Origin of the sequence: Bradyrhizobium sp. CCBAU 11386, from assembly GCF_028128955.1 — a bacterium.
Lineage (GTDB): Bacteria > Pseudomonadota > Alphaproteobacteria > Rhizobiales > Xanthobacteraceae > Bradyrhizobium.
In genome coordinates, this window is the sequence record NZ_LBKA01000261.1 from 33920 (window position 1) to 53049 (window position 19130).

General features: G+C 65.2%; 17 protein-coding genes and 1 pseudogene. 4 read left to right on the forward strand and 14 right to left on the reverse strand.

Going from position 1 to position 19130, the window contains the following annotated elements; genetic code table 11:
- Window positions 1-163: 163 nt before the first annotated feature.
- A complete protein-coding gene (locus XI09_RS43700; RefSeq protein ID WP_271572479.1) occupies window positions 164-1723 on the reverse strand; it encodes an acyl-CoA carboxylase subunit beta in 1560 nt (519 codons plus the stop codon).
- Window positions 1653-2627 (reverse strand): IclR family transcriptional regulator, encoded by a 975-nt coding sequence (locus tag XI09_RS43705; protein ID WP_177234045.1) that lies wholly within the window; start codon window positions 2625-2627, stop codon window positions 1653-1655. The genes XI09_RS43700 and XI09_RS43705 overlap by 71 nt, the downstream gene beginning before the upstream one ends.
- 94 nt (window positions 2628-2721) lie before the next feature.
- Between XI09_RS43705 and XI09_RS43710 the strand changes: the two genes are divergently transcribed.
- The 4 genes from XI09_RS43710 to glsA all read left to right on the forward strand — a co-directional run bounded on the left by XI09_RS43710 (window position 2722) and on the right by glsA (window position 8362).
- Window positions 2722-2943, forward strand: a complete 222-nt coding sequence (locus XI09_RS43710; RefSeq protein ID WP_027543130.1) for an acetyl-CoA carboxylase biotin carboxyl carrier protein subunit — start codon at window positions 2722-2724, stop codon at window positions 2941-2943.
- A 166-nt stretch (window positions 2944-3109) separates the two neighbouring features.
- Window positions 3110-4276 carry a TAXI family TRAP transporter solute-binding subunit gene (locus XI09_RS43715; RefSeq protein WP_271572480.1) on the forward strand — a complete coding sequence of 389 codons (1167 nt, stop codon included), beginning with the start codon at window positions 3110-3112 and terminating at the stop codon, window positions 4274-4276.
- A gap of 151 nt (window positions 4277-4427) precedes the next feature.
- Entirely contained in the window at window positions 4428-6500 is a 2073-nt protein-coding gene (locus XI09_RS43720; RefSeq protein WP_271572481.1) for a TRAP transporter permease, read from the forward strand.
- A 20-nt stretch (window positions 6501-6520) separates the two neighbouring features.
- Window positions 6521-8362 (forward strand): glutaminase A, encoded by a 1842-nt coding sequence (glsA, locus tag XI09_RS43725; protein WP_271572482.1) that lies wholly within the window; start codon window positions 6521-6523, stop codon window positions 8360-8362.
- A gap of 220 nt (window positions 8363-8582) precedes the next feature.
- On the opposite strand, the gene XI09_RS43730 is transcribed toward glsA, so the two are convergent.
- The 12 genes and pseudogenes from XI09_RS43730 to XI09_RS43785 form a co-directional block, all read right to left on the reverse strand.
- Window positions 8583-8885, reverse strand: a complete 303-nt coding sequence (locus tag XI09_RS43730) for a nucleoside triphosphate pyrophosphohydrolase family protein (protein WP_271572483.1) — start codon at window positions 8883-8885, stop codon at window positions 8583-8585.
- Window positions 8886-8910: 25 nt separating this feature from the next.
- Entirely contained in the window at window positions 8911-9438 is a 528-nt protein-coding gene (locus tag XI09_RS43735) for a carboxymuconolactone decarboxylase family protein (protein ID WP_271572484.1), read from the reverse strand.
- Between the two features lie 494 nt (window positions 9439-9932).
- Window positions 9933-10292 carry a Zn-ribbon domain-containing OB-fold protein gene (locus XI09_RS43740; RefSeq protein ID WP_271572485.1) on the reverse strand — a complete coding sequence of 120 codons (360 nt, stop codon included), beginning with the start codon at window positions 10290-10292 and terminating at the stop codon, window positions 9933-9935.
- On the reverse strand, window positions 10289-11425 hold the full coding sequence (locus tag XI09_RS43745) for a thiolase family protein (protein ID WP_271572486.1): 1137 nt from the start codon (window positions 11423-11425) through the stop codon (window positions 10289-10291). Before XI09_RS43745 ends, XI09_RS43740 begins: the two co-directional genes overlap by 4 nt.
- Window positions 11426-11594: 169 nt before the next feature.
- A pseudogene (locus XI09_RS43750) lies at window positions 11595-12795 on the reverse strand (CaiB/BaiF CoA transferase family protein).
- A gap of 120 nt (window positions 12796-12915) precedes the next feature.
- Window positions 12916-13122 carry a hypothetical protein gene (locus XI09_RS43755; protein ID WP_271572487.1) on the reverse strand — a complete coding sequence of 69 codons (207 nt, stop codon included), beginning with the start codon at window positions 13120-13122 and terminating at the stop codon, window positions 12916-12918.
- 118 nt (window positions 13123-13240) lie between these two features.
- Window positions 13241-14410 (reverse strand): acetyl-CoA acetyltransferase, encoded by a 1170-nt coding sequence (locus tag XI09_RS43760; RefSeq protein WP_271572488.1) that lies wholly within the window; start codon window positions 14408-14410, stop codon window positions 13241-13243.
- 60 nt (window positions 14411-14470) lie between these two features.
- On the reverse strand, window positions 14471-15121 hold the full coding sequence (gene eda / locus XI09_RS43765) for a bifunctional 4-hydroxy-2-oxoglutarate aldolase/2-dehydro-3-deoxy-phosphogluconate aldolase (RefSeq protein WP_271572489.1): 651 nt from the start codon (window positions 15119-15121) through the stop codon (window positions 14471-14473).
- A 13-nt stretch (window positions 15122-15134) separates the two neighbouring features.
- Complete coding sequence (locus XI09_RS43770; RefSeq protein ID WP_271572800.1) at window positions 15135-16127, reverse strand: sugar kinase; 993 nt, start codon at window positions 16125-16127, stop codon at window positions 15135-15137.
- A 29-nt stretch (window positions 16128-16156) separates the two neighbouring features.
- Window positions 16157-17143 carry a D-erythronate dehydrogenase gene (gene denD, locus XI09_RS43775; RefSeq protein WP_271572490.1) on the reverse strand — a complete coding sequence of 329 codons (987 nt, stop codon included), beginning with the start codon at window positions 17141-17143 and terminating at the stop codon, window positions 16157-16159.
- 65 nt (window positions 17144-17208) lie between these two features.
- Window positions 17209-18135: a carbohydrate ABC transporter permease gene (locus XI09_RS43780; protein ID WP_271572491.1), complete on the reverse strand. Its 927-nt coding sequence runs from the start codon at window positions 18133-18135 to the stop codon at window positions 17209-17211.
- Complete coding sequence (locus XI09_RS43785; protein ID WP_271572492.1) at window positions 18128-19084, reverse strand: carbohydrate ABC transporter permease; 957 nt, start codon at window positions 19082-19084, stop codon at window positions 18128-18130. The genes XI09_RS43780 and XI09_RS43785 overlap by 8 nt, the downstream gene beginning before the upstream one ends.
- Between the last annotated feature and the right edge of the window lie 46 nt (window positions 19085-19130).

Consider the following 19130-nt stretch of genomic DNA (forward strand, 5'->3'; position numbering starts at 1 on the left):
GAGCCTGTCCCGGCCTCAAGACCGGCGCTGGCCGGCACAGCCGCGCCCAGTCTCCCGGACAGGGTCGCAAGCGGCGGGACTCCGTCCCACCCTTGGTCCCACCCTTGGCAAAAGGGCCGTTCGGGGTTTTCGGATGCCCCCGCCTTCGCGACGCACCCGGCCGCTACGGCCTGATCGTCATGTTCTCCGGCGGTCCCGCTTTTCGCAGCGGCTCGGCCAGCCTTGCAAACTCGCAGAGCAACGATCTCGTCCTCCGGGGATCGATGATCTCCTCGACCCAGAACTTCTCGGCCGAGCGGAACGGCGAGCGCAGCTTGTTCAGCCGCTCCTCGATCTCCTTCAGCTTGGCCGCCTTGTCCTCGGCCGCATCGATGTCGGCGCGGTAGGCGGCTTCGATGCCGCCTTCGAGCGGGAGCGAGCCCCAATAGGCCGACGGCCAGGCATAGCGGACCGAGAAGCGGTCGGCCGGCTGATGCACCACGCCGGCCACACCAAAGGCGTTGCGCAGGATCACCGTGCACCAGGGCACGGTGGTCTGGTTGACCGCGGCCATTGCGCGGACGCCGTGGCGGATGGTCGCCGCCTTCTCGGCGTCGAGGCCGATCATGAAGCCGGGGCAGTCCATGAGATAGACGATGGGCAGATGGAAGGTCTCGGCGAAATCGACCCAGCGTACCACCTTCTGGCACGCATCCGCCGTCCAGGACCCGCCATAGTGAAAACTGTCGCTGGCCAGCAGCATCACCGCCCTGCCCTCGAGCCGGGCGAGGCCAACGATGATCGGCTTGCCGAAATTGGCGGCGACCTCGAAGAACGAGCCCTTGTCGACGACCTGCTCGATGATCGGCCGCATCTTGTAGACCTGCTTGCGGTTGCGCGGCACCGCGTTCATCAGCGCTTCCTCGGTGCGCTCGGGATTGTCGGTGCAGGGCAAGGTCGGCGGCAGCTCGTAGACCGACGACGGCAGATAGGACAGGAAACGCCGCGCGCAGGCGAAGGCCTCTTCCTCGGTGTCGACGGCATGATCGACCGCACCGGCGCGGGTCTGGATGTCGGCGCCGCCGAGCTCCTCCTTCGAGAGGTCCTGCCCCAGCGCCTTCACCACCGGCGGCCCCGCGACGAACATCGCCGACTTCCGGGTCATGATGGAATAGTGGCTGGCGGCGAGGCGCGCGGCCCCAAGGCCCGCAACCGAGCCGAGGCCGAGCGCGATCACGGGTACGCGCGACAGGTTTTCCGTCGTGAAGCGATACCAGCGCGTGCCGCCGATGCCGCCGGGCAGGTTCGCCGCGCCCTTGGTCTCGATGGTCTTGACCGAGCCGCCGCCGCCGGAGCCTTCGATGATGCGGACGATGGGCAGACGGAAGTCGTGCGCCATCTCCTCCGCCATCAAGGGCTTGGCCGAGATCGAGGCATCCGCCGAGCCGCCGCGCACGGTAAAGTCGTCGCCGACCACGACCACGGTGCGGCCGTCGACGCGCGCGCGGCCGAACACGCAGTTCGCCGGCGTCAATTTCTGCAGCTCGCCGCTGGAATCGTACTCACCGATGCCGGAGACGGCACCGATCTCGTGAAAGCTGCCTTTGTCGATCAGCTTGTCGATGCGTTCCCGAACAGTCAGCCGGCCCTGGTCATGCTGTCGCTTGACCTTGTCAACGCCGCCCATCTCCCGCGCGAAGGCTTCGCGCCGGGCGAGCTCGTCGAGTTCCGGCTTCCAGTTCATTCACTCCCTCCGAATTGATCGGCTTGTTATTGTTGTGCACGGCCATTGCGACCGGTTTACGCGGGATACGGTTGTTGAAGACATCGCCTTCTGCGCCCTCGATCAGGCTGCCGAGCGAGCGGCCGAGCGCGAGCATCAGCGGCGCGACTTCGGCATGCAGCCGCTGCTCGTCATACATCGCGGACAGAAGGCCGATCGTGATGACGACGAAGGTCTGGTACTGCGGCGACCAGATCGGCACCGCGAGACCGTTGATGTGCGGGCTCCACAGACCGCAGGCCACGACATAGCCGCGCTCGCGCAGCGACTGACGGTTGGCTTCGATGCGGGGCTTCAGGATCTTGGCCGCCTCGGGAGCTTCGCGCTCCATGTCCGCAATGAAGGCATCGCCGACCTCGGGCGCCAATGCCGCGGTGTAGGCCGCGCCTGCCGCGGTCGAGGCCATCGAGATGCGGCTGCCGGTGCCTTCATGCAGGCCAAGCGCGGTCGCCGAGCGCGCGAACTGGAGATAGACGAGATGGAAGCGATCGGGGACGACGAAGCCGACCGTACCCGGCAGTTGCTCGGCGACTTCCTGGAGCCGCTGGCGGATCATGCTGCGCAGCTGCGCGCCCTTCATCATCGAGGCGCTCATCGCCACCGCGCTCGGACCGATGCGATATTTCTGATCGCGCGGCAGATAGACGAGCTGGCCCATCCGCGTCAGCGTGTGCGTGAGCCGCGACACGGTCGAGCGCGGCAGGCCGCAGCGATTTGAAATCTCGAGATTGCCGAGCCGGGCCTCGTGGCCCTCGAAGCATCGCAACACGTCGAACGCGCGCGACACCACCTGGATGACATCACCCTCACCGGCTTCGCCAGCGAGCGCACCTTGCCTACTCAACCGCTCCGAACGTCGTCCCATGATCCCTACCAGTTGTTCCGCTGTGCGGAATTAAATTCCGCTTGCAGAAGAAGCTACCTCAGGCATTTTGCGACCACAACAAAAAGGCGATGGCATGCCAGAAATTAAGATCGTCACTGAAGTCGCGGGACGCGTCTGCGCAACTCCCGTGCAAGTTGGAGGAACCGTCGCGGATGGCGACGACGTTGTGGTGGTCGAGGCGATGAAGATGGAGATACCCGTGCCTTCGCCCGCGAGCGGCACGATCACATCGCTTCTGGTGAAGCTCGACGACATCGTCGCCGAGGGACAGGCGATCGCGATCGTCGCGAGTTGAGCGCTTTATCCGTAGCTTCCGCGACAATCTGTCAGCCTCATTCCTGCGTTGGCGGTACGGCGTTGCCATCGCTTGATCGCGGTGACATGATCTGTTTCAAACAAAATCTGTTTCAAACAAAGAAAGAAAATCTTCGCGGCAAACGCGATGATCATTGGAGGGAAACATGCTTCGTGGGCTGCTCGTGCTCGCACCTGCCTTGGTTGCGGGCATTTCTTTTGCGTCTACACGCTATTCGTTCGCCGAAGACATCAAGCTGCCGGCGACCTTGACGTTCACCGCCTATGACACCGGCACCGCCGGCTTCAACATCGCGGTCGGCGTCGGCAAGATGATGAAGGACAAATACGGCACCGACGTGCGCGTGCTCCCCGCAGGCAACGACGTCGCGCGGCTTGCGCCGCTGCGCGCCAAGCGCGCGGCGTCCGCGGCGATGGGATCGGGCACCTACTTCGCGCAGGAAGGCGTGTTCGAGTTCGGAGCCAGGGAATGGGGCCCGCAGCCGCTGCAGATCCTGCTGTCGAGCGTCGACTGCAATTGCGGCTCGCTCGCCGTCGCCGCCGACACCGGGGTGAAGGAGCTGAAGGACCTCAAGGGCAAGCGCGTCGGCTTCGTGGTCGGCTCGCCGGCGCTGAACCAGAATTCGCTCGCGGTGCTCGCCTTCGCCGGGCTGACGCAGAAGGACGTCAAGGTCGTCGAGTTCGCCAGCTACGGCGCGATGTGGAAGGGCCTGATCAACAACGACACCGACGCCGCCTTCGGCACCACCATCACCGGCCCCGCCAAGGAAGCCGAGACCTCGCCGCGTGGCCTGATCTGGCCGCCGCTGCCGGCCAAGGACAAGGAGGGATGGGCGCGGATGCAGAAGGTCGGCTCGTTCTTCTTCCCGCAACTTGCGACCTGCGGCGCCGGCATCTCGCCGGACAAGCCGATCGAGCTCGGCAACTACCCCTACCCGATCTTCGTGACCTACGCCGCGCAACCGGCCGACCAGGCCTACGCCATCACCAGGGCGATGATCGTGAATTACGACGCCTACAAGGACTCCGCGCCCGGCGCCGGCGGTCTCGCCGCCGACCGCCAGACCAAGAACTGGGTGGTGCCGGTGCATCCCGGCGCGGTGAAGGCGCTGAAGGAGGCCGGGCAATGGAGCGACGCGCAGGACGCGCACAACAACAAGCTGATCAAGCGCCAGGAAGTGCTTGGCGCAGCGTGGACGGAGTACGGCAAGTCCAATCCGCCTGCGGACGACAAGGCATTCCTCGACGGCTGGATGAAGGCCCGCGCGGCGGCGCTTGCGAAGGCCGACATGCCGAACGGATTCGAGGACTAGAACGTGGTGAGATCGGGCTCGATCATTGCCACGCCGGAGATGCGCTCCCTCTCCCGCAAGCGGGAGAGGTTAAGCGAACCCGCGGCCGCATTCGATTCAACCAACAGTCATTCGCCGTAGTTGGCGATTAGCAGCCCACGCGGGGTCGATCATGTCTTCTTCAATCTCCACCGGCCTCGAGGACGAGGCCAAGCGGGTCGTGTTCGACGATCCGCACGGCGCCGCCGCCAACATGCAGGAGGCGGAGGTGACGCGCGTCCGCGCGCTGCACGGCGCCTGGCGCTGGACGCTGGTGGCCGCGACCGCGGCGACCATCCTGCTCTGCATCAACCAGCAGTTCTCGCTGCGATTCTTCATCGGCTACACCCAGCTCAACACGGAGTATTTCTATCTCCTGATCGCCTTGATGCTGCCCTTCACCTTCCTGATCTTCCCGGGGACCGAGCGCGCGCCGCTCGACCGCATTCCCTGGTATGACCTCGTCTTCTTCGTCGTGACGTTCGCAGCCGCGCTGCTCCTGATGTCGAACGTGCGCAAGGCGGCGGAGGCCGGGTGGGAATTCGGCGGCGCGCCGAACACTGTGATCGCCGCAGGCCTCGTGATGTGGGTGATGCTGATGGAGGCGCTACGCCGCACCGGCGGCTGGAGCCTGCTCTTGAGCGTGCTTCCCTTCACCGTCTATCCGCTGTTCGCCGAATCCGGCTGGTTAGGCCCGTTCCGCGGCACGCAATCGACGCTGGAGCAGGCCACCGCCTATCACGTGCTGTCGGGCGAGAGCCTGCTCGGCATTCCCATCCAGGCCTTCGCCGACACCGTGATCGGCTTCCTCGTGTTCGGCACCGCGCTGATGATGACGGGGGCCGGAAAGTTCTTCATCAACCTCGCCTTCGCGCTGTGCGGCACGTTCCGCGGCGGCGCGGCGAAGGTCTGCATCTTTGCCAGCGGCCTGCTCGGCATGATGTCGGGCTCGATCATCTCCAACGTGCTCACCGCCGGCACCATGACCATCCCCGTCATGAAGAAGAGCGGCTTTCGCGCCTCCTATGCCGGCGCGATCGAGGCCTGCGCCTCCACGGGCGCGGTGCTGGCGCCGCCGGTGATGGGCGCGACCGCCTTCGTGATCGCGCAGTTCCTCAATGTCAGCTACGCCGACGTCGCGATCGCCGCGATCATTCCGGCCGCGCTCTACTACATCGGCCTGTTCATGCAGGTCGACGCCTATGCGGCGCGCCACAAGCTGAAGGGCATTCCGCGCGCCGAGCTGCCGCGGATCATGGATACGATCAAGGACGGCTGGTACTACGTCTTCGTCATCGCGCTCCTGATCGTGATGCTGCTCTACTTCAAGCGCGAGAGCCACGCGCCGTTCTACGCCACCGCGCTGCTGCTCGTGCTCAACCAGTTCTTCTCCAAGGACACGCGCTGGACGCTCGGCACGATCGGCAAATTCCTGGAGGTCAACGGACGCACCTTCGTCGAGCTGGTCGGCATCCTCGCCGGCTGTGGCCTGCTGATCGGCGCATTCTCGATGACCGGCGTGGTGTCGAGCCTCGCCAACGACCTCCTGCATATTGCCGGCGACAATCCCTTCCTGCTGCTCGGCATGTGCGCCCTCACCAGCCTCATTCTCGGCCTCGGGCTGACGACGACGGCCTGCTACATCTTCCTCGCCATCCTGGTCGCGCCCGCGCTGGAGAAGCTCGGGCTCAACAGGATGGCGGTGCACATGTTCATCTTCTACTGGGGCATGCTGTCGTCGATCACGCCACCGGTCGCGATCGCCTCCTTCGCCGCCGCCGGCATCGCCGGCTCGCCGGCGATGAAGACGGGCTGGGAATCGATGTGGGTCGGCAGCATCATCTATTTCATCCCGTTCTTCTTCGTGCTCAATCCGGCGCTGGTGCTGCAAGGGCCGAGCCCCTATCTCGCCGGTCTCGGCCTGATGGCGCTGGCCGCGTTCGGCACGCTGTTCATCTGCGGCGGCATCCAGGGCTATCAGCCCTTCGTCGGCGACCTCCGCGGCGCCGGCGTGCTGGAATGGCCGATCCGCGTGCTGCTGGTGATCGGCGGCTTCGTGGTGGCGACTCCCGGCGGCGGGATCATGCCGCTGTCGCAGATGCAGGTCACCATGCTGGGCCTTGCGATCCTCGCGCCAACGGTCTTGATCGCGCTGCTGTTGATCCGACGGCAGGGGCCGGTGCCGGACGGGTTGCGCGTGCCCTGATTGCGTTGCACAAGGAGGCGATGACACCGCCGCCCGCCTCCGCCTGGACCCGCTCGAAGCCGCCCTTGCTGCGGTTTCTCGACACCTGCCTCAACGAATTCTCCGCCGAAACCTCCGGCGCCGTTGCCGACTACATTCCCGAGCTGAGCAAGGCCAACCCTGCCTATTTTGGCATCAGCCTCGCCGCGCTCGACGGCCATGTCTACGAGGTCGGCGACAGCCGGGTGCCCTTCACCATCCAGTCGATGTCGAAGCCGTTCGTGTTCGCGCTGGCGCTGGATCTCTTGGGCGCCGGCCGTGTCGAGAGCGCGATCGGCGTCGAGCCGTCGGGCGATCCCTTCAACTCGATCCGGCTCAACTCCGACAATCACCCGTTCAACCCGATGGTCAATGCCGGCGCGATCGCCTGCACCGGATTGATCTACGACAGCAAGGGCGCGGAGGCCTTCGAGCAGATCCGCCTTGCGCTCAGCCGCTTTGCCGGACGCGATCTCGCCGTGGACGAGGCCGTCTACACCTCGGAAAGCCAGACCGGCGACCGCAACCGCGCCATCGGCTATCTCCTGAAGACCAATGCGGTGATCTCGGACAACGTCGCCGCCGTGCTGGACGTCTATTTCCGGCAATGCGCGGTGCTGGTCACGGCGCGCGACATCGCGGTGATGGCGGCAACGCTCGCCAATCGCGGCATCAATCCGGTGACCGGCGAGCAGGTGATGAGCGCTTACGCGATCTCGCGCACGCTGTCGGTGATGACGTCCTCGGGCATGTACGACTATGCCGGCGAATGGATCTACCGCATCGGCATCCCCGCCAAGAGCGGCGTCGGCGGCGGCATTCTGGCCGCCCTGCCCGCGCGTCTCGGGCTCGGCAGCTATTCGCCGAAGCTCGACAAGCACGGCAACAGCGTGCGCGGCATCAAGGTCTGCGAGGCGCTGTCCTCGCATTACGACCTGCACATGCTCAACCGCAGCGACGACGCGCGCAACGCCGTCATCGCCGACTACGACATCGGCAAGAGCCCGTCCCGCCGCGTCCGCCGTGCGCAGGAGCGCGAGATTCTGGCGGCGCACGAGCAGGAGGTGCGGATCATCGAGCTGGTCGGCACGCTGTCGCTATCGGCGGTCGACTACGTGTCGCGGCGGCTCGCGGGGCGGCCACGGCCGCAATTCGTGATCTTCGACCTGCACCGCGTCACCTCCACCACGCGCGCCGGCGCGCGGCTCGTGGCCGAGGCTTTCGAGGAACTCGCCGCGCTGAACGTCACGGTGGTGCTGTCGGGCGTCAGGCGTGCCTCGAAGGAGTGGAACAGCCTGCGGGAATGGACCGCGGAGCTGAAGAACGTCCGCGACTTCTACCTGCTCGACACCGCGATCGAATGGGCGGAAGACCAGATCGTCTACCGCTATGGCGGCTCGATCGACTTTCACGAGACCACCGAGCTTTCCGAGCAGCCGCTGCTCGAAGGACTCCGCGCCGACGAACTGGCGGAGCTCGGCGCGATCTGCACCATCAGGACCTATCAGTCCGGCGCAAAGATCCTCACCACCGGCGATCCCGCCGACGCCCTGTTCTTCCTGCGCAGCGGCGCGGTGCATGTCACGCTGCCCGACGGCGTGCGGCTGGCGACGCTGACCGCCGGCATGGCGTTCGGCGAGATGGCACTGCTGGAGCAGACCCGTTCCGCCGACGTGTTCGCGGACATGGCGGCGACGGCCTTCGAAGCCCCGCTGAAGGATTTCGAGCGGTTCCGCGAGCAGCATCCGCGGGCCTCCGAGCGCATCATGCGCAACCTGGCGCAGCTGCTCGCCGACCGCCTGATCGTCGCCAATGCCAAGGTGGACATCCTGACGTCGACGTAAGAGCCGGCGCGCTTCACCTCTCCCGGCCGGGGTAATCGCATTTGAACGTTCACAAGAGGTCGTCATGCCCGGGCTTGTCCCGGGCATCCACGTTCTTTGCTGCGTGGCAAGGCGTGGATGGCCGGGACCAGCCCGGCCATGACGCTGTGGAGACTGCTGGTGCCTCCCAGCGCACACCCCGCCGGAGAGAGGTGATCCGGGCCTCCCGCCCATACCGGACTTAGCGGCTCGCCGCCTCGCTCAGTCGCCGATTGATCTTGGCCGCGCTTGCTTTCAGCAATTCGGATGGCTTCTGGCCGGTCGCCGCGCACAGGCAGGCCCAGTAGTAGATGACGTCGCCAAGCTCATCGACGAGGCCCGCCTGATCGAGCCAGTCATCGCGCAGCAGCTTCTTGATGTGATCGGCGACCTCGCCCGCTTCACCGGCGAGGCCGAGCCCGAGATAGGACAGCCGCTCGTTCGACGGATGCTCGTCGACTTTCGCAACGCTTGCGGCCCAGGCCGCATATTCATCGATCGTCATCGGCATCCCTCGCCGCGGTTTTGAATCAGCCCACCACTTCCGTGACCGGCTGAAGATCGATCTCGAACGTCTCCAGGAATTTCGACGTCATGATGTAGAAGCCGACCGAAAGCTGGAGCTCGACCAGCGCGGCCGGCGTCAGCTTCGATGCGATCGCCTTGAAGGTCGCGTCCGTCGGCTTGTTCAATTTCACGATCTCGTCGGTGAAGGCGAGCGCGGCGCGCTGCACCTCATCGAAGCAGCTCGCGCCCTGCCAGTTCTCCAGCGCCTCGTTCTGCTCGTCGGTGACGCCGACATTCTTGCCGATGCGCTTGTGGGCAACGATCTCATAGGGCGCCTCACACAAGATGCCGGTGCGGGTGATCGCGAGCTCGCGCACGACCGGATCGAGCTCGCCCTTGTGGCGGATGGCCCCGCCGAGGCGGCAGTACTGCTCAAAATAGCTCGGCGAATGCGACATCATCCGGAAGATATTGGCGTGGCGGTTCTTGTCGAGGATTTCGCGGGTGCGATCGGACGCCTTGGACGGGTCGCTGTAATCGATGCGGGCCATGATTTTCCTGATGATTTTTTCCGGAGCCTTTGATGCTCATTGTCGTTGCCGGCGAAAGTTCCCCGAAACTGTATGCGCGCGTGACCTCAGGAGCAACATTATCGAGTCAAAATGCCGCCGCATTGCTGATCGACCCTGGCACAGTCGATATTCGCCGCGTGGGGACACATTGCAGCGGATACTCGAAGTGGGGTGTTCCGAGTAAAAAAACAGGACCGTCGGCTGTGCAGCGCGCACAGCGATGAGTCACGCCCAAGTCTAGGGAGAAAAGGCATGAAGGAAGCCACCAAGGGGGCGGCCTCGGGAGCGCTCGCGCATATGCTGGCGGTGACGGCGATGCTCGTCATCGCCAGCATCTTGTTCTACGGGCGCTAGTAAGAGTTGTAAGCGTTGTCAGAGTTTTCGTCGTTCCGGGGTGGCTCTCGCACAGGCCAGGCTCAGAATACCCGTTCCAGGCTCGGTCTTTCGGACCGCCCCCGAATGACGAAATCCCGCTACTTGCTCCTGGTGAAGAACGGCACGAGCTTCCCGGCGAACGGCTTGAAGCCCGCATCGACCTCGTCGCCGATGGCGAGGTCGTTCTCGCCATGGGCCATCATGCGAAAACCCTCGGCGCAATCGACCAGCAGGATGTTGTAGGGCACGTGCGCGCGCGTCTCGGGCGTCGCCGCGCGGCAGACCAGCGAGGTCGCATAGACCCTGCCCTTGCCGCTGGCGCGCTGCTCGGACGGGCCGGACGCACCGCAGGCCGCGCAGAAGGCGCGATGGAAATACTGCACATGACCGCATGACGTGCAGGTCTGGTAGGTGATGGCCTCTTCGCCCTTGGTCCAGTCGGCTAGACGCTCACTCATCGCACCCGCTCCAGGAACATGCTGACATGGGACGACAGCACGCCGCCATCGCCGTGCAAGAGCGCGATCGAGGCGTCGCGCACCTGGCGATTCGCCGCCCGCCCCGTCATCTGCAAATGCGCCTCGACCAGATGCGCCATCGCGCCGCCGACGCCGCAATGGCCGTAGCTGAGCAGGCCGCCATGGGTGTTGAGCGGCATCGCACCATCGCGGCCGAAATGGCCTGATCGCACGCGCCCAGCCGCCTCACCGCGGCCGGCGAGGCCGAGGTCTTCCAGCAGCATCGCGAGAGTGATCGTAAAACTGTCGTAGATCGCGGCATAGCGCACGTCGGACATCGCAAGGCCGGTGGCCTGCCTGGCGCGCGCGACCGAGATCTCGGCGCCGAGCTCACTTAAGCCGGGTGCGGCCGTGACATGCTGATGGGTGTGGGCCTGGGCGCAGCCGCGGATGCGCACACCGGCCTCGCCCGTCCGCTCGCGGCTGATGACGAAGGCCGCGCCGCCGTCCGACACCGGGCAGCAATCGAACAGTTTCAACGGCATCGCGACCGGCTTCGAGTCCATGACGTCGGCGACCGTGATGGGCTCGCGGAATTGCGCGCCGGGATGGGTGCAGGCGTGGGCGCGCATCAGCACCGCGAATTCAGCAAGGTCCTCTTCGGTCACGCCATATTCGTGCATATACCTGCTGGCAACGAGGCCGTAATAGGCGGGAATGGTCGGGCCGAGCGGCACCTCGTAATCGGGATGGCCGACCTGCGCCAGCGCCTGGATCGAGGCATCGCGACTCTGTCCGGTGAGGCGGTTCTCGCCGGCGACGACGAGCACGTTGCGCGCGACGCCTGCTTCGACGAGGTGATGGGCAAGCATCGTCATCGCCAGCCCGGTGGCGCCGCCGACCTGCACGGCGTGGGCGTAGCTCGGGCGGATGCCGAAATGCTCGGCGAAGACGGTCGCCAGCATGATGTGCGGCGACACGGTGGAGTAGCCGCAGAGGATGCCGTCGATGTCCGAGCGCTTGAGCCCGGCATCGTCCAGCGCGGCTTGCGCGGCCCTGCTCATCAGGTCGAGCGAGGATGAGCCTTCGTGCTTGCCGTACGGCGTGAGGCCGACGCCGGTGATGAGGCTCATGCTCTCTCCTCCTCGTCATTCCGAGGCGCGCCCTTTTTAGGCGCGAGCCCCGGTGCGCAATTGCGCACCTGAGAATCCATACTCCCGATGGTGGTTATGGATTCCGGGCTCGCGACTTCGTCGCGCCCCGGAATGACGGACGAGAGAGTTTGCGCCATCGCTTCCTCCCCTATTCCGGCGCTGCACGCGTCACGCCATCGCGCACCATGGCGGCGATCTCGTCCGCGGAATAGCCGATCTCCCTCAGTATCTCCGCGCCGTGCTCGTTGAGACGTGGCGCAAGCCTGATAGGCTCGGCCTCGGTCTCCGACCAGCTCGCCGTCACCTTCATGCTGCGGATCGGTCCTTCGGTCGGATGGTTCACGACCGGGAAGAAATTGGTCGCCTCCAGATGCTCGTCGTGCAGCATCGACGCGAGGTCGTGCATCGGCATGACCGGCACGTCGGCCCTGGTCAGCAGGTCGATCCATTCGGCCGTCGTGCGCGTCTCGAAGATGCGGGCGAGCTCGGCATAGACGACGTCGATATTACCGGCGCGGCCGGCGAAGGTCGCGAATTTGGGGTCGGCGCGCAGATCGTCACGGCCCGTGGCCTTGAAGAAGTTTTCCCACTGCTTGTCGTTGTAGACGATGACGCTGAGATAGCCGTCCGAGGTCTTGTAGGGCCTGCGGTCGCGCGAAAGGTGGCGGGCATAGCCGCCCTTGTCGAGCGGCGGCTCGTAGGTGAGCCCGCCCATGTGGTCGCCCATGACGAAGCCGGCCATGGTCTCGAACATCGGGATGTCGACGCGCTGGCCGCGCCCGGTGCGGTCGCGGTGCACGAGGCTGGCGCAGATCGCGCCGACGGCGGTGAGGCCGACGATGCGGTCAACCAGCGCGTTCGGCACATAGCGCGGGGTGCCGTCACCGGTCTGCGCCATCAAGGCGGGGAGCGCGGTGGCGCCCTGGATCAGATCGTCATAAGCGGGCTTGGCGGCATAGGGCCCGTCCTGGCCGAAGCCGAACACACCGGCATAGACGAGGCGCGGATTGACCGCGGAGACGACGTCATAGCCGAGCTGAAGTCGCGCCATCGCCTGCGGGCGGACGTTGTAGACGAGAACGTCGGCATCCCTCAGCAGCCGCAGCACGGCATCGCGCCCCGAAGGCTTCTTCAGATCGAGGCAGATCGAACGCTTGCTGCGGTTGGTGTTGAGAAACACCGGGCCCATGCCGGCGTGGCGCATCGGGCCGATCAGGCGGGTGACGTCGCCGTCCAGCGACTCCACCTTGATCACGTCGGCACCGTAGTCGCCAGAGCATCTGGGTCGCGTAGGGCCCCATCAGCACGGTGGTCATATCGACGACCTTGATGCCCTTCAGCGGCCCCATTCGTTCGCTCCCGATTGCGCGGGCGCAAAGCGCGGCCCGCGATTTCGGTCCAGCTAACGGCAGCGGTGTCGCGCGCGCAAGGGCGGCCGGCGTATGGCCGCATGCATGGCGACGCCGCCGCTATTTCTTCTCGCGGGATTCGCGGATCTTCAGGAGCCGGTCGAGCTCTTCGTTCTGCTGGCTGATCCGGTCGGCGATACGCGACTCGTTCTGCTCGCCGGAAGCGGCCGCGGCCTGCTCGATGAGCTGCCTGATATTGTCCTCGAGGATCGCGATGCGATCGTTGAGTGCGTCCATCGACAGCGAGTCTTCGTAATCATTGCCCATGATGCATTCCCTGCAAATCAATCAAGAGCATTAAGGAGACCAGATCAGCCCACCATGATCTAGCGCAAAGAAGGTGGACACGGCGCTTTCGCGCCTTTGCCCACCTGACAAGACGAACTTACTTCAGCGGCTCCAGCACGGAGACGTAGTTGGCGACCGCCGCACCGCCCATGTTGAAGATGCCGCCGAGTTTTGCATTTTTGAGCTGCATGCCCTCGGGCGCTTGCCCTGCGAGCTGCATCGCGGTCATCACATGCATGGAAACGCCGGTGGCGCCGATCGGATGGCCCTTGGCCTTCAGGCCGCCGGACGGATTGACCGGCAGCTTGCCGTCCTTGAGGGTCCAGCCCTCCTTGATGGCGCGGGCGCCCTGCCCCTTCGGCGTCAGGCCCATCGCTTCATATTCGATCAGTTCGGCGACGGTGAAGCAGTCATGGGTCTCGACGAAGGAGAGATCGGAAAGCGTGACACCTGCCTGCTCCAGCGCCCGCTGCCAGGCGACCGTGCAGCCTTCGAACTGGAGGATGTCGCGCTTGGACATCGGCAGGAAGTCCTGGGCATGCGCGGTGGCGCGGAAGCCGATCGACTTGCTCATGCCCTTGGCGGTCTCGGCATCGGCCAGGACCAGCGCCGCGGCGCCGTCGGAGACCAGCGAGCAGTCGGTACGCTTCAGGGGGCCGGCGACGTAAGGGTTCTTCTCGCTCTCGGCGCGGCAGAACTCGAAGCCAAAATCCTTGCGCATCTGGGCGAAGGGATTGGCGACGCCGTTCTTGTGGTTCTTGGCCGCGATCAGCGCCAGCGCATCGGACTGGTCGCCGTATTTCTGGAAGTAGGAGCTGGCGATCTTGCCGAACACGCCGGCAAAGCCGCCGACGGTGTCGCCGTCCTCCGGCAGATAGGACGCCTTGAGCAGGTTCTTGCCGATCTCCGGCCCCGGCGTCCGCGTCATCTGCTCGACGCCGACGACCAGCACGATTTTGGCGGCGCCTGCGGCAATCGCGCGCAGGCCCTGGTGCACGGCGGCAGAGCCCGTGGCGCAGGCGTTCTCGACGCGGGTGGCCGGCTTGAAGCGCAGCTTCGGGTCGGCCTGGAGCACCAGCGAGGCGGTAAAGTCCTGCGGCGAGAAGCCGGCGTTGAAATGGCCCAGCACGATCTCGTCGACATCCCCGGCCGAAATGCCGGCGTCCGCCAGCGCCTCGTTGGCGACCCGCACCACGAGGCTTTCCACGGTTTCGGTGTCGAACTTGCCGAACGGCGTATGCGCCCATCCGACGATGCTGGCGGTCATGGTCTTTTCTCCCTGGAATCTCTTCCCTGAGCTAAGTCTTAGCCCAGGGAAGGCAAGACTTCACGCGCCTTTCAGGGCCTTGAGGGTACGCTGGCAGATGGCAGTTATGCCGGCCCAGTTCCCCGCCCTGATCTCCGCCGTCGGGCACAGCCAGGAGCCGCCGACCGCCACCACATTGGGCTCGGCCAGCCAGGTCGCGGCATTGGCCTCGCCGACCCCGCCGGTCGGGCAGAACCGTACGCCCGGGAACGGCCCGCCAAGCGCGCGCAGGCCCTTGATGCCGCCGGCCTGCTCGGCCGGGAAGAATTTTGCGACGTCGAGGCCGTAGGACAGCGCCATCATCAGTTCGGACGCCGTGGCAATGCCCGGCGCAAACGGCAAGGAGCTATGGGCCGCCGCCTTGAGGAGATCGGGGGTCAGGCCCGGGCTGATGCCGAACGCGACGCCGAGCTTCTCGACACGGGTGAAGTCCGCCGGATTGAGAATCGTGCCGATGCCGACGACCGCCTCGGGCACCTCGGCCATGATCGCCCTCGCTGCTTCGATCGCAACGGAGGTGCGCAGGGTCACCTCCAAAGTGCGGATGCCGCCGGCGACCAGCGCTTGCGCCAACGGCACGGCATCCTGGATACGCTCGATGGTGAGGACGGGAATGACGGTCGCGGCCTTGAACAGCGCGACGAGGTGGTTCTGTTGGGCAGTCGTGGTCATCTTGGCTTTCGTTTCACTTGGTCGCTTGACGCGTGGTCGCCGGCCGGTGCCGCCTCTTTGGCGGCATGGCATAGCCCGGAATGATGGCGCCGGGATAGCAGATCACGAGGCTGGCGAGGCGATGGCCGGCCTGCGCCGCCTCGACCGGCTCGGAACCGGCGAGCCGCGCCGCAATATAGGCCGCGGCAAAGCTGTCGCCGGCGGCCGTGGTGTCAACGACGGGCTTGGTCATTGGTTCGGCACGGACCTCGCTGGTCCCGCCGGGGAAGCGCAGCAGGCTGACGGGCTCGGCGAGCCGGAACACCAGTTCGGGCGAAGGAATCCGCGCCATCAGCTGGTCGTGGCTCTCGCCGGGATAGAGCGCGAGGAGATCCTCGGTCGAGGTCAGCACGATGTCGGCGGTCGCGAACGCCGTGGCAAACGCCTCGCGGGCGACATCGCGATCGGGCCATCCCCGCGCGCGAAAATTGGTGTCGAACACGAAGCGGGTGCCGAGCAGGCGGGCGCGCTTGATCGCCGCGAACAGGCGCTCGCGGCCGGGGGCGTCGTAGATCGAGAGCGTGATCGCGGAGAGGTAGACGATGTCGTAGCTCATCAGCGAGTTGAGCAGCTCGTCCGTCTCCGGCAGGCTCATCAGCTGGCGCGCGGCCGCACTGTCGCGCCAGTGGAAGAACTGGCGCTCGCCCTTCGCGTCGGTCTGGATCATGTAGAGGCCGGGCAGCTTGCCCGGCAACCGCACGACGCGCCTCGTGCCGACGCCCTCCGCGGTCCAGGCCGCGATCATCTCGTCGCTCAAGGCATCGTCGCCGAGCGCGGTGAGGTAGTCGACCTTGACCTCGAGCCGCGCCAGATAGACCGCGGTGTTGAGGGTATCACCGCCGAAGCCGCGCGAGTAGAGACCACCGCCCTGCCCGGCGGACTGTCCGGCAGATTGTCCCGCGGAGTGTCCTCCTTGGGCCTGCCGGAGCTCGACCATGCATTCGCCGATGCAAGCAACGCTCGCCATCACCAGATCCACGCTGTTCATCGATTGCGTCAGGCGACGAAATTGCCGCCGAGTTCGTCTTCGATGTGAATGCGGATGATATCGTCGAAACTCTTCTCGGCGGTGGTGAAGCCGAGCTCGAGCGACCGCTTGGCGTTGAAATTGCGCGGCCAGCCGCCGACGATGCCGACGATGAAGGGATCGGGCTCCCGCTTGATGCGGGCGGCGACCTTTTCGCCGGCAACGCGCTTCAAGGCGGCAATCTGCTCGCCGACGGTTGCCGACAAGCCCGGCATGGTCAGGTTACGGCGCGGGCCGACGGTGGCGAGGTCCATGGTGCCGGCATGCAGCAGGAAGCCGACGGCCGAACGCGGCGTGGCGTGCCAGTGGCGGACGTCCTCGGACACCGGGAGGACCGCTTCCTTGCCGGCCAGCGGCTCTCGCAGGATGTTGGAGAAGAAGCCCGATGCCGCCTTGTTGGGCAGGCCGGGCCGGATGCAGATGGTCGGCAGGCGGATGCCGATGCCGTCGAGGAAGCCGCGGCGGGAATAGTCGGCCAGCAGGAGCTCGCCGATCGCCTTCTGGGTGCCGTAGCTGAGCAGCGGCGTGTGGAAGAACTCGTCGCCGATCGCGTCCGGGAACGGGGCACCGAACACCGCGATCGAGGACGTGAACACCACGCGCGGCTTGTAGCCGCCGCCGACGAGGCGGACGGCGTCGAGCAGCATTCGCGTGCCGTCGAGATTGATGCGGTAGCCCTTGTCGAAATCGAGTTCGGCCTCGCCCGAGACGATCGCGGCGAGATGGAAGATCGCGTCCGGACGTCCGGCGATCAGCTTTTCGGCTGCGCCCGGCACGGCGAAATCGCCCGACACCGTCTCGACCGGAAAACCGGCCTTCTCCGGCTTCTTGGGCTCGACCACGTCGTGCATGGTCAGCTTGGTGATCTCGCTCTTGCCGAGCCGGCCGTCGCGCAACAGCCGTTCACAGAATTTGCGGCCGACCATGCCGGCGGCGCCCAGAACCAGAATGTGCAAGAGCTTAACTCCTTCTTATTGGCCGGAACGCGCCGCTCCTGACGCGCCCTCGGCAAGCCCCGCGATCATTCCTTCACGGCGCCGGTCATCGCCGACACATAATGCTCCACGAAGAAGGCGTAAAGGATGACGAGCGGCAGCGAGCCGGCCAGCGCCCCCGCCATCAGCGAACCCCAGCGGTAGATGTCACCATCCACGAACTCGTTGACGATCGCGACCGGCACCGTCTTGTTGCTGGTCGACTGCAGGAAGGTCAGTGCGTAGATGAACTCGTTCCAGCACAGGGTGAAGCAGAAGATGAAGGCCGAGATCAGGCCGGGGATTGCGAGCGGCAGCACGATCTTGATCAGGATCTGCCAGCGGCTCGCGCCGTCGATCAATGCGCACTCCTCAAGCTCGAACGGGATGGTCTTGAAATAGCCCATCAACAGCCAGGTCGAGAACGGGATCAGGATGGTCGGATAGGTCAGGATCAGCGCCATCGGCGAGTCGAACAGGCCGTACTGGAACACGACGGTGGCGAGCGGGATGAACAGGATCGAGGGCGGCACGAGGTAGGCGAGGAAGATCAGCCCGCCGACGAGGTTGGCGCCCTTGTAGCGCAACCGCACGATGGCATAGGCCGCGAGTACCGATGCGATGATCGAGAGCACCGTGGCGCAGATAGCGACATACATCGTGTTCCAAAGCCAGTGCGGGTAGTAGCTCTCGAACAGCAACTTGTGGAAGTGCTTGAAGGTCGGGCTCCAGGTCCAGAACGGGCTGTAGGTCTCCATGTCGAGCAACTGCTCGTCCGGCTTCACCGAGGTCAAAGCCATCCAGTAGAACGGAAACAGCAGGATGACGACGATGATCGCGAGCGGCAAATAGAGCGTCACGATCCGGCGCGGCACCGACTGCAGATAGCTCATGCCCTCACTGTGATCGGCCGTCGGCGCCGAGCCCGACAGTACCTTCCTGAGATCGATGGATCTGGTGGGCAGGTCAGTCATTGCTCTCTCCCTGCTGCCACTTGCGGCGCTGCAAGCCGAACCAGGAGATCATGATGGCCGCGAGCAAGAAGGGAATCATGGCGCTGGAGATTGCAGCACCCTCCCCCAACTGTCCCGCGATGATCGCGCGCTGATACGACAAGGTCGCCATCAGATGGGTCGCATTGACCGGACCGCCACGCGTCATCGCCCAGATCAACTGGAAATCGGTGAAGGTGAACAGCACCGAGAAGGTCATCACGACCGCGATGATCGGGGTGAGCAGCGGATAGGTGATGTAGCGGAATCTCTGCCAGCTGGAAGCGCCATCGAGGGTCGCGGCTTCATAGAGCGACGGGGACACAGTCTGGAGCCCTGCGAGCAGCGTGATCGCGACGAAAGGCACGCCGCGCCAGATATTGGCGAAAATCACGCAGATCCGCGCCCAGGTCGTATCGCCCAGGAAATTGATGTTCTGGCTGATCAGGCCGAGGTGCTTCAGCGACCACGAGATGATCGAGAACTGCGAATCGAAGATCCACCAGAACGCCAGCGCCGAGAGCACCGTCGGCACGATGAAGGGGATCAGGACCATCGCGCGCAGCATCGCCTTGAACGGCATGTTCTCGTTCAGCAGCAGTGCGAGATAAAGCCCGATCGCGAATTTGATGGCACTGGCGACGGAGGTGTAGAGCAGCGTGTTGAACACCGACAGCCAGAAGATGGAGTCGTCCCACAGCCACTCATAGTTCTCGGTGCCGATGAACTGGCCGACCCGGCCGATGCGGGTGTCGGTGAAGGACAGCCAGATGCCCAAGCCCAGCGGATACGCCAGGAAAAAGATCAGAAACGCCAAGGCCGGCAGCATGAACCAGAAGCCGAGCCAGTTGCGGTTGTGCTTGAGCTGGTCCCAGGCGCTCGCTTCGCGGAACTGAGGCTTGGCCCGGGGAGCAACTGCGATATCAGCCATGCCCGACATCCCTGATCGGTGTGAATAAGCGGGCGGCCGAAACCGC

Bases quoted from the DNA above. Each gene is read 5' to 3' on its own strand.
- XI09_RS43715 (WP_271572480.1), top strand. From the start codon at position 3,110: ATGCTTCGTGGGCTGCTCGTGCTCGCACCTGCCTTGGTTGCGGGCATT.
- XI09_RS43735 (WP_271572484.1), bottom strand. From the start codon at position 9,438: ATGGCCCGCATCGATTACAGCGACCCGTCCAAGGCGTCCGATCGCACC.
- XI09_RS43745 (WP_271572486.1), bottom strand. From the start codon at position 11,425: ATGAGCCTCATCACCGGCGTCGGCCTCACGCCGTACGGCAAGCACGAA.
- XI09_RS43720 (WP_271572481.1), top strand. From the start codon at position 4,428: ATGTCTTCTTCAATCTCCACCGGCCTCGAGGACGAGGCCAAGCGGGTC.
- XI09_RS43780 (WP_271572491.1), bottom strand. From the start codon at position 18,135: ATGACTGACCTGCCCACCAGATCCATCGATCTCAGGAAGGTACTGTCG.
- XI09_RS43705 (WP_177234045.1), bottom strand. From the start codon at position 2,627: ATGGGACGACGTTCGGAGCGGTTGAGTAGGCAAGGTGCGCTCGCTGGC.
- XI09_RS43755 (WP_271572487.1), bottom strand. From the start codon at position 13,122: ATGGGCAATGATTACGAAGACTCGCTGTCGATGGACGCACTCAACGAT.
- glsA (WP_271572482.1), top strand. From the start codon at position 6,521: ATGACACCGCCGCCCGCCTCCGCCTGGACCCGCTCGAAGCCGCCCTTG.
- XI09_RS43700 (WP_271572479.1), bottom strand. From the start codon at position 1,723: ATGAACTGGAAGCCGGAACTCGACGAGCTCGCCCGGCGCGAAGCCTTC.
- XI09_RS43710 (WP_027543130.1), top strand. From the start codon at position 2,722: ATGCCAGAAATTAAGATCGTCACTGAAGTCGCGGGACGCGTCTGCGCA.
- XI09_RS43730 (WP_271572483.1), bottom strand. From the start codon at position 8,885: ATGACGATCGATGAATATGCGGCCTGGGCCGCAAGCGTTGCGAAAGTC.
- XI09_RS43740 (WP_271572485.1), bottom strand. From the start codon at position 10,292: ATGAGTGAGCGTCTAGCCGACTGGACCAAGGGCGAAGAGGCCATCACC.
- XI09_RS43760 (WP_271572488.1), bottom strand. From the start codon at position 14,410: ATGACCGCCAGCATCGTCGGATGGGCGCATACGCCGTTCGGCAAGTTC.
- eda (WP_271572489.1), bottom strand. From the start codon at position 15,121: ATGACCACGACTGCCCAACAGAACCACCTCGTCGCGCTGTTCAAGGCC.
- XI09_RS43785 (WP_271572492.1), bottom strand. From the start codon at position 19,084: ATGGCTGATATCGCAGTTGCTCCCCGGGCCAAGCCTCAGTTCCGCGAA.
- XI09_RS43770 (WP_271572800.1), bottom strand. From the start codon at position 16,127: ATGGCGAGCGTTGCTTGCATCGGCGAATGCATGGTCGAGCTCCGGCAG.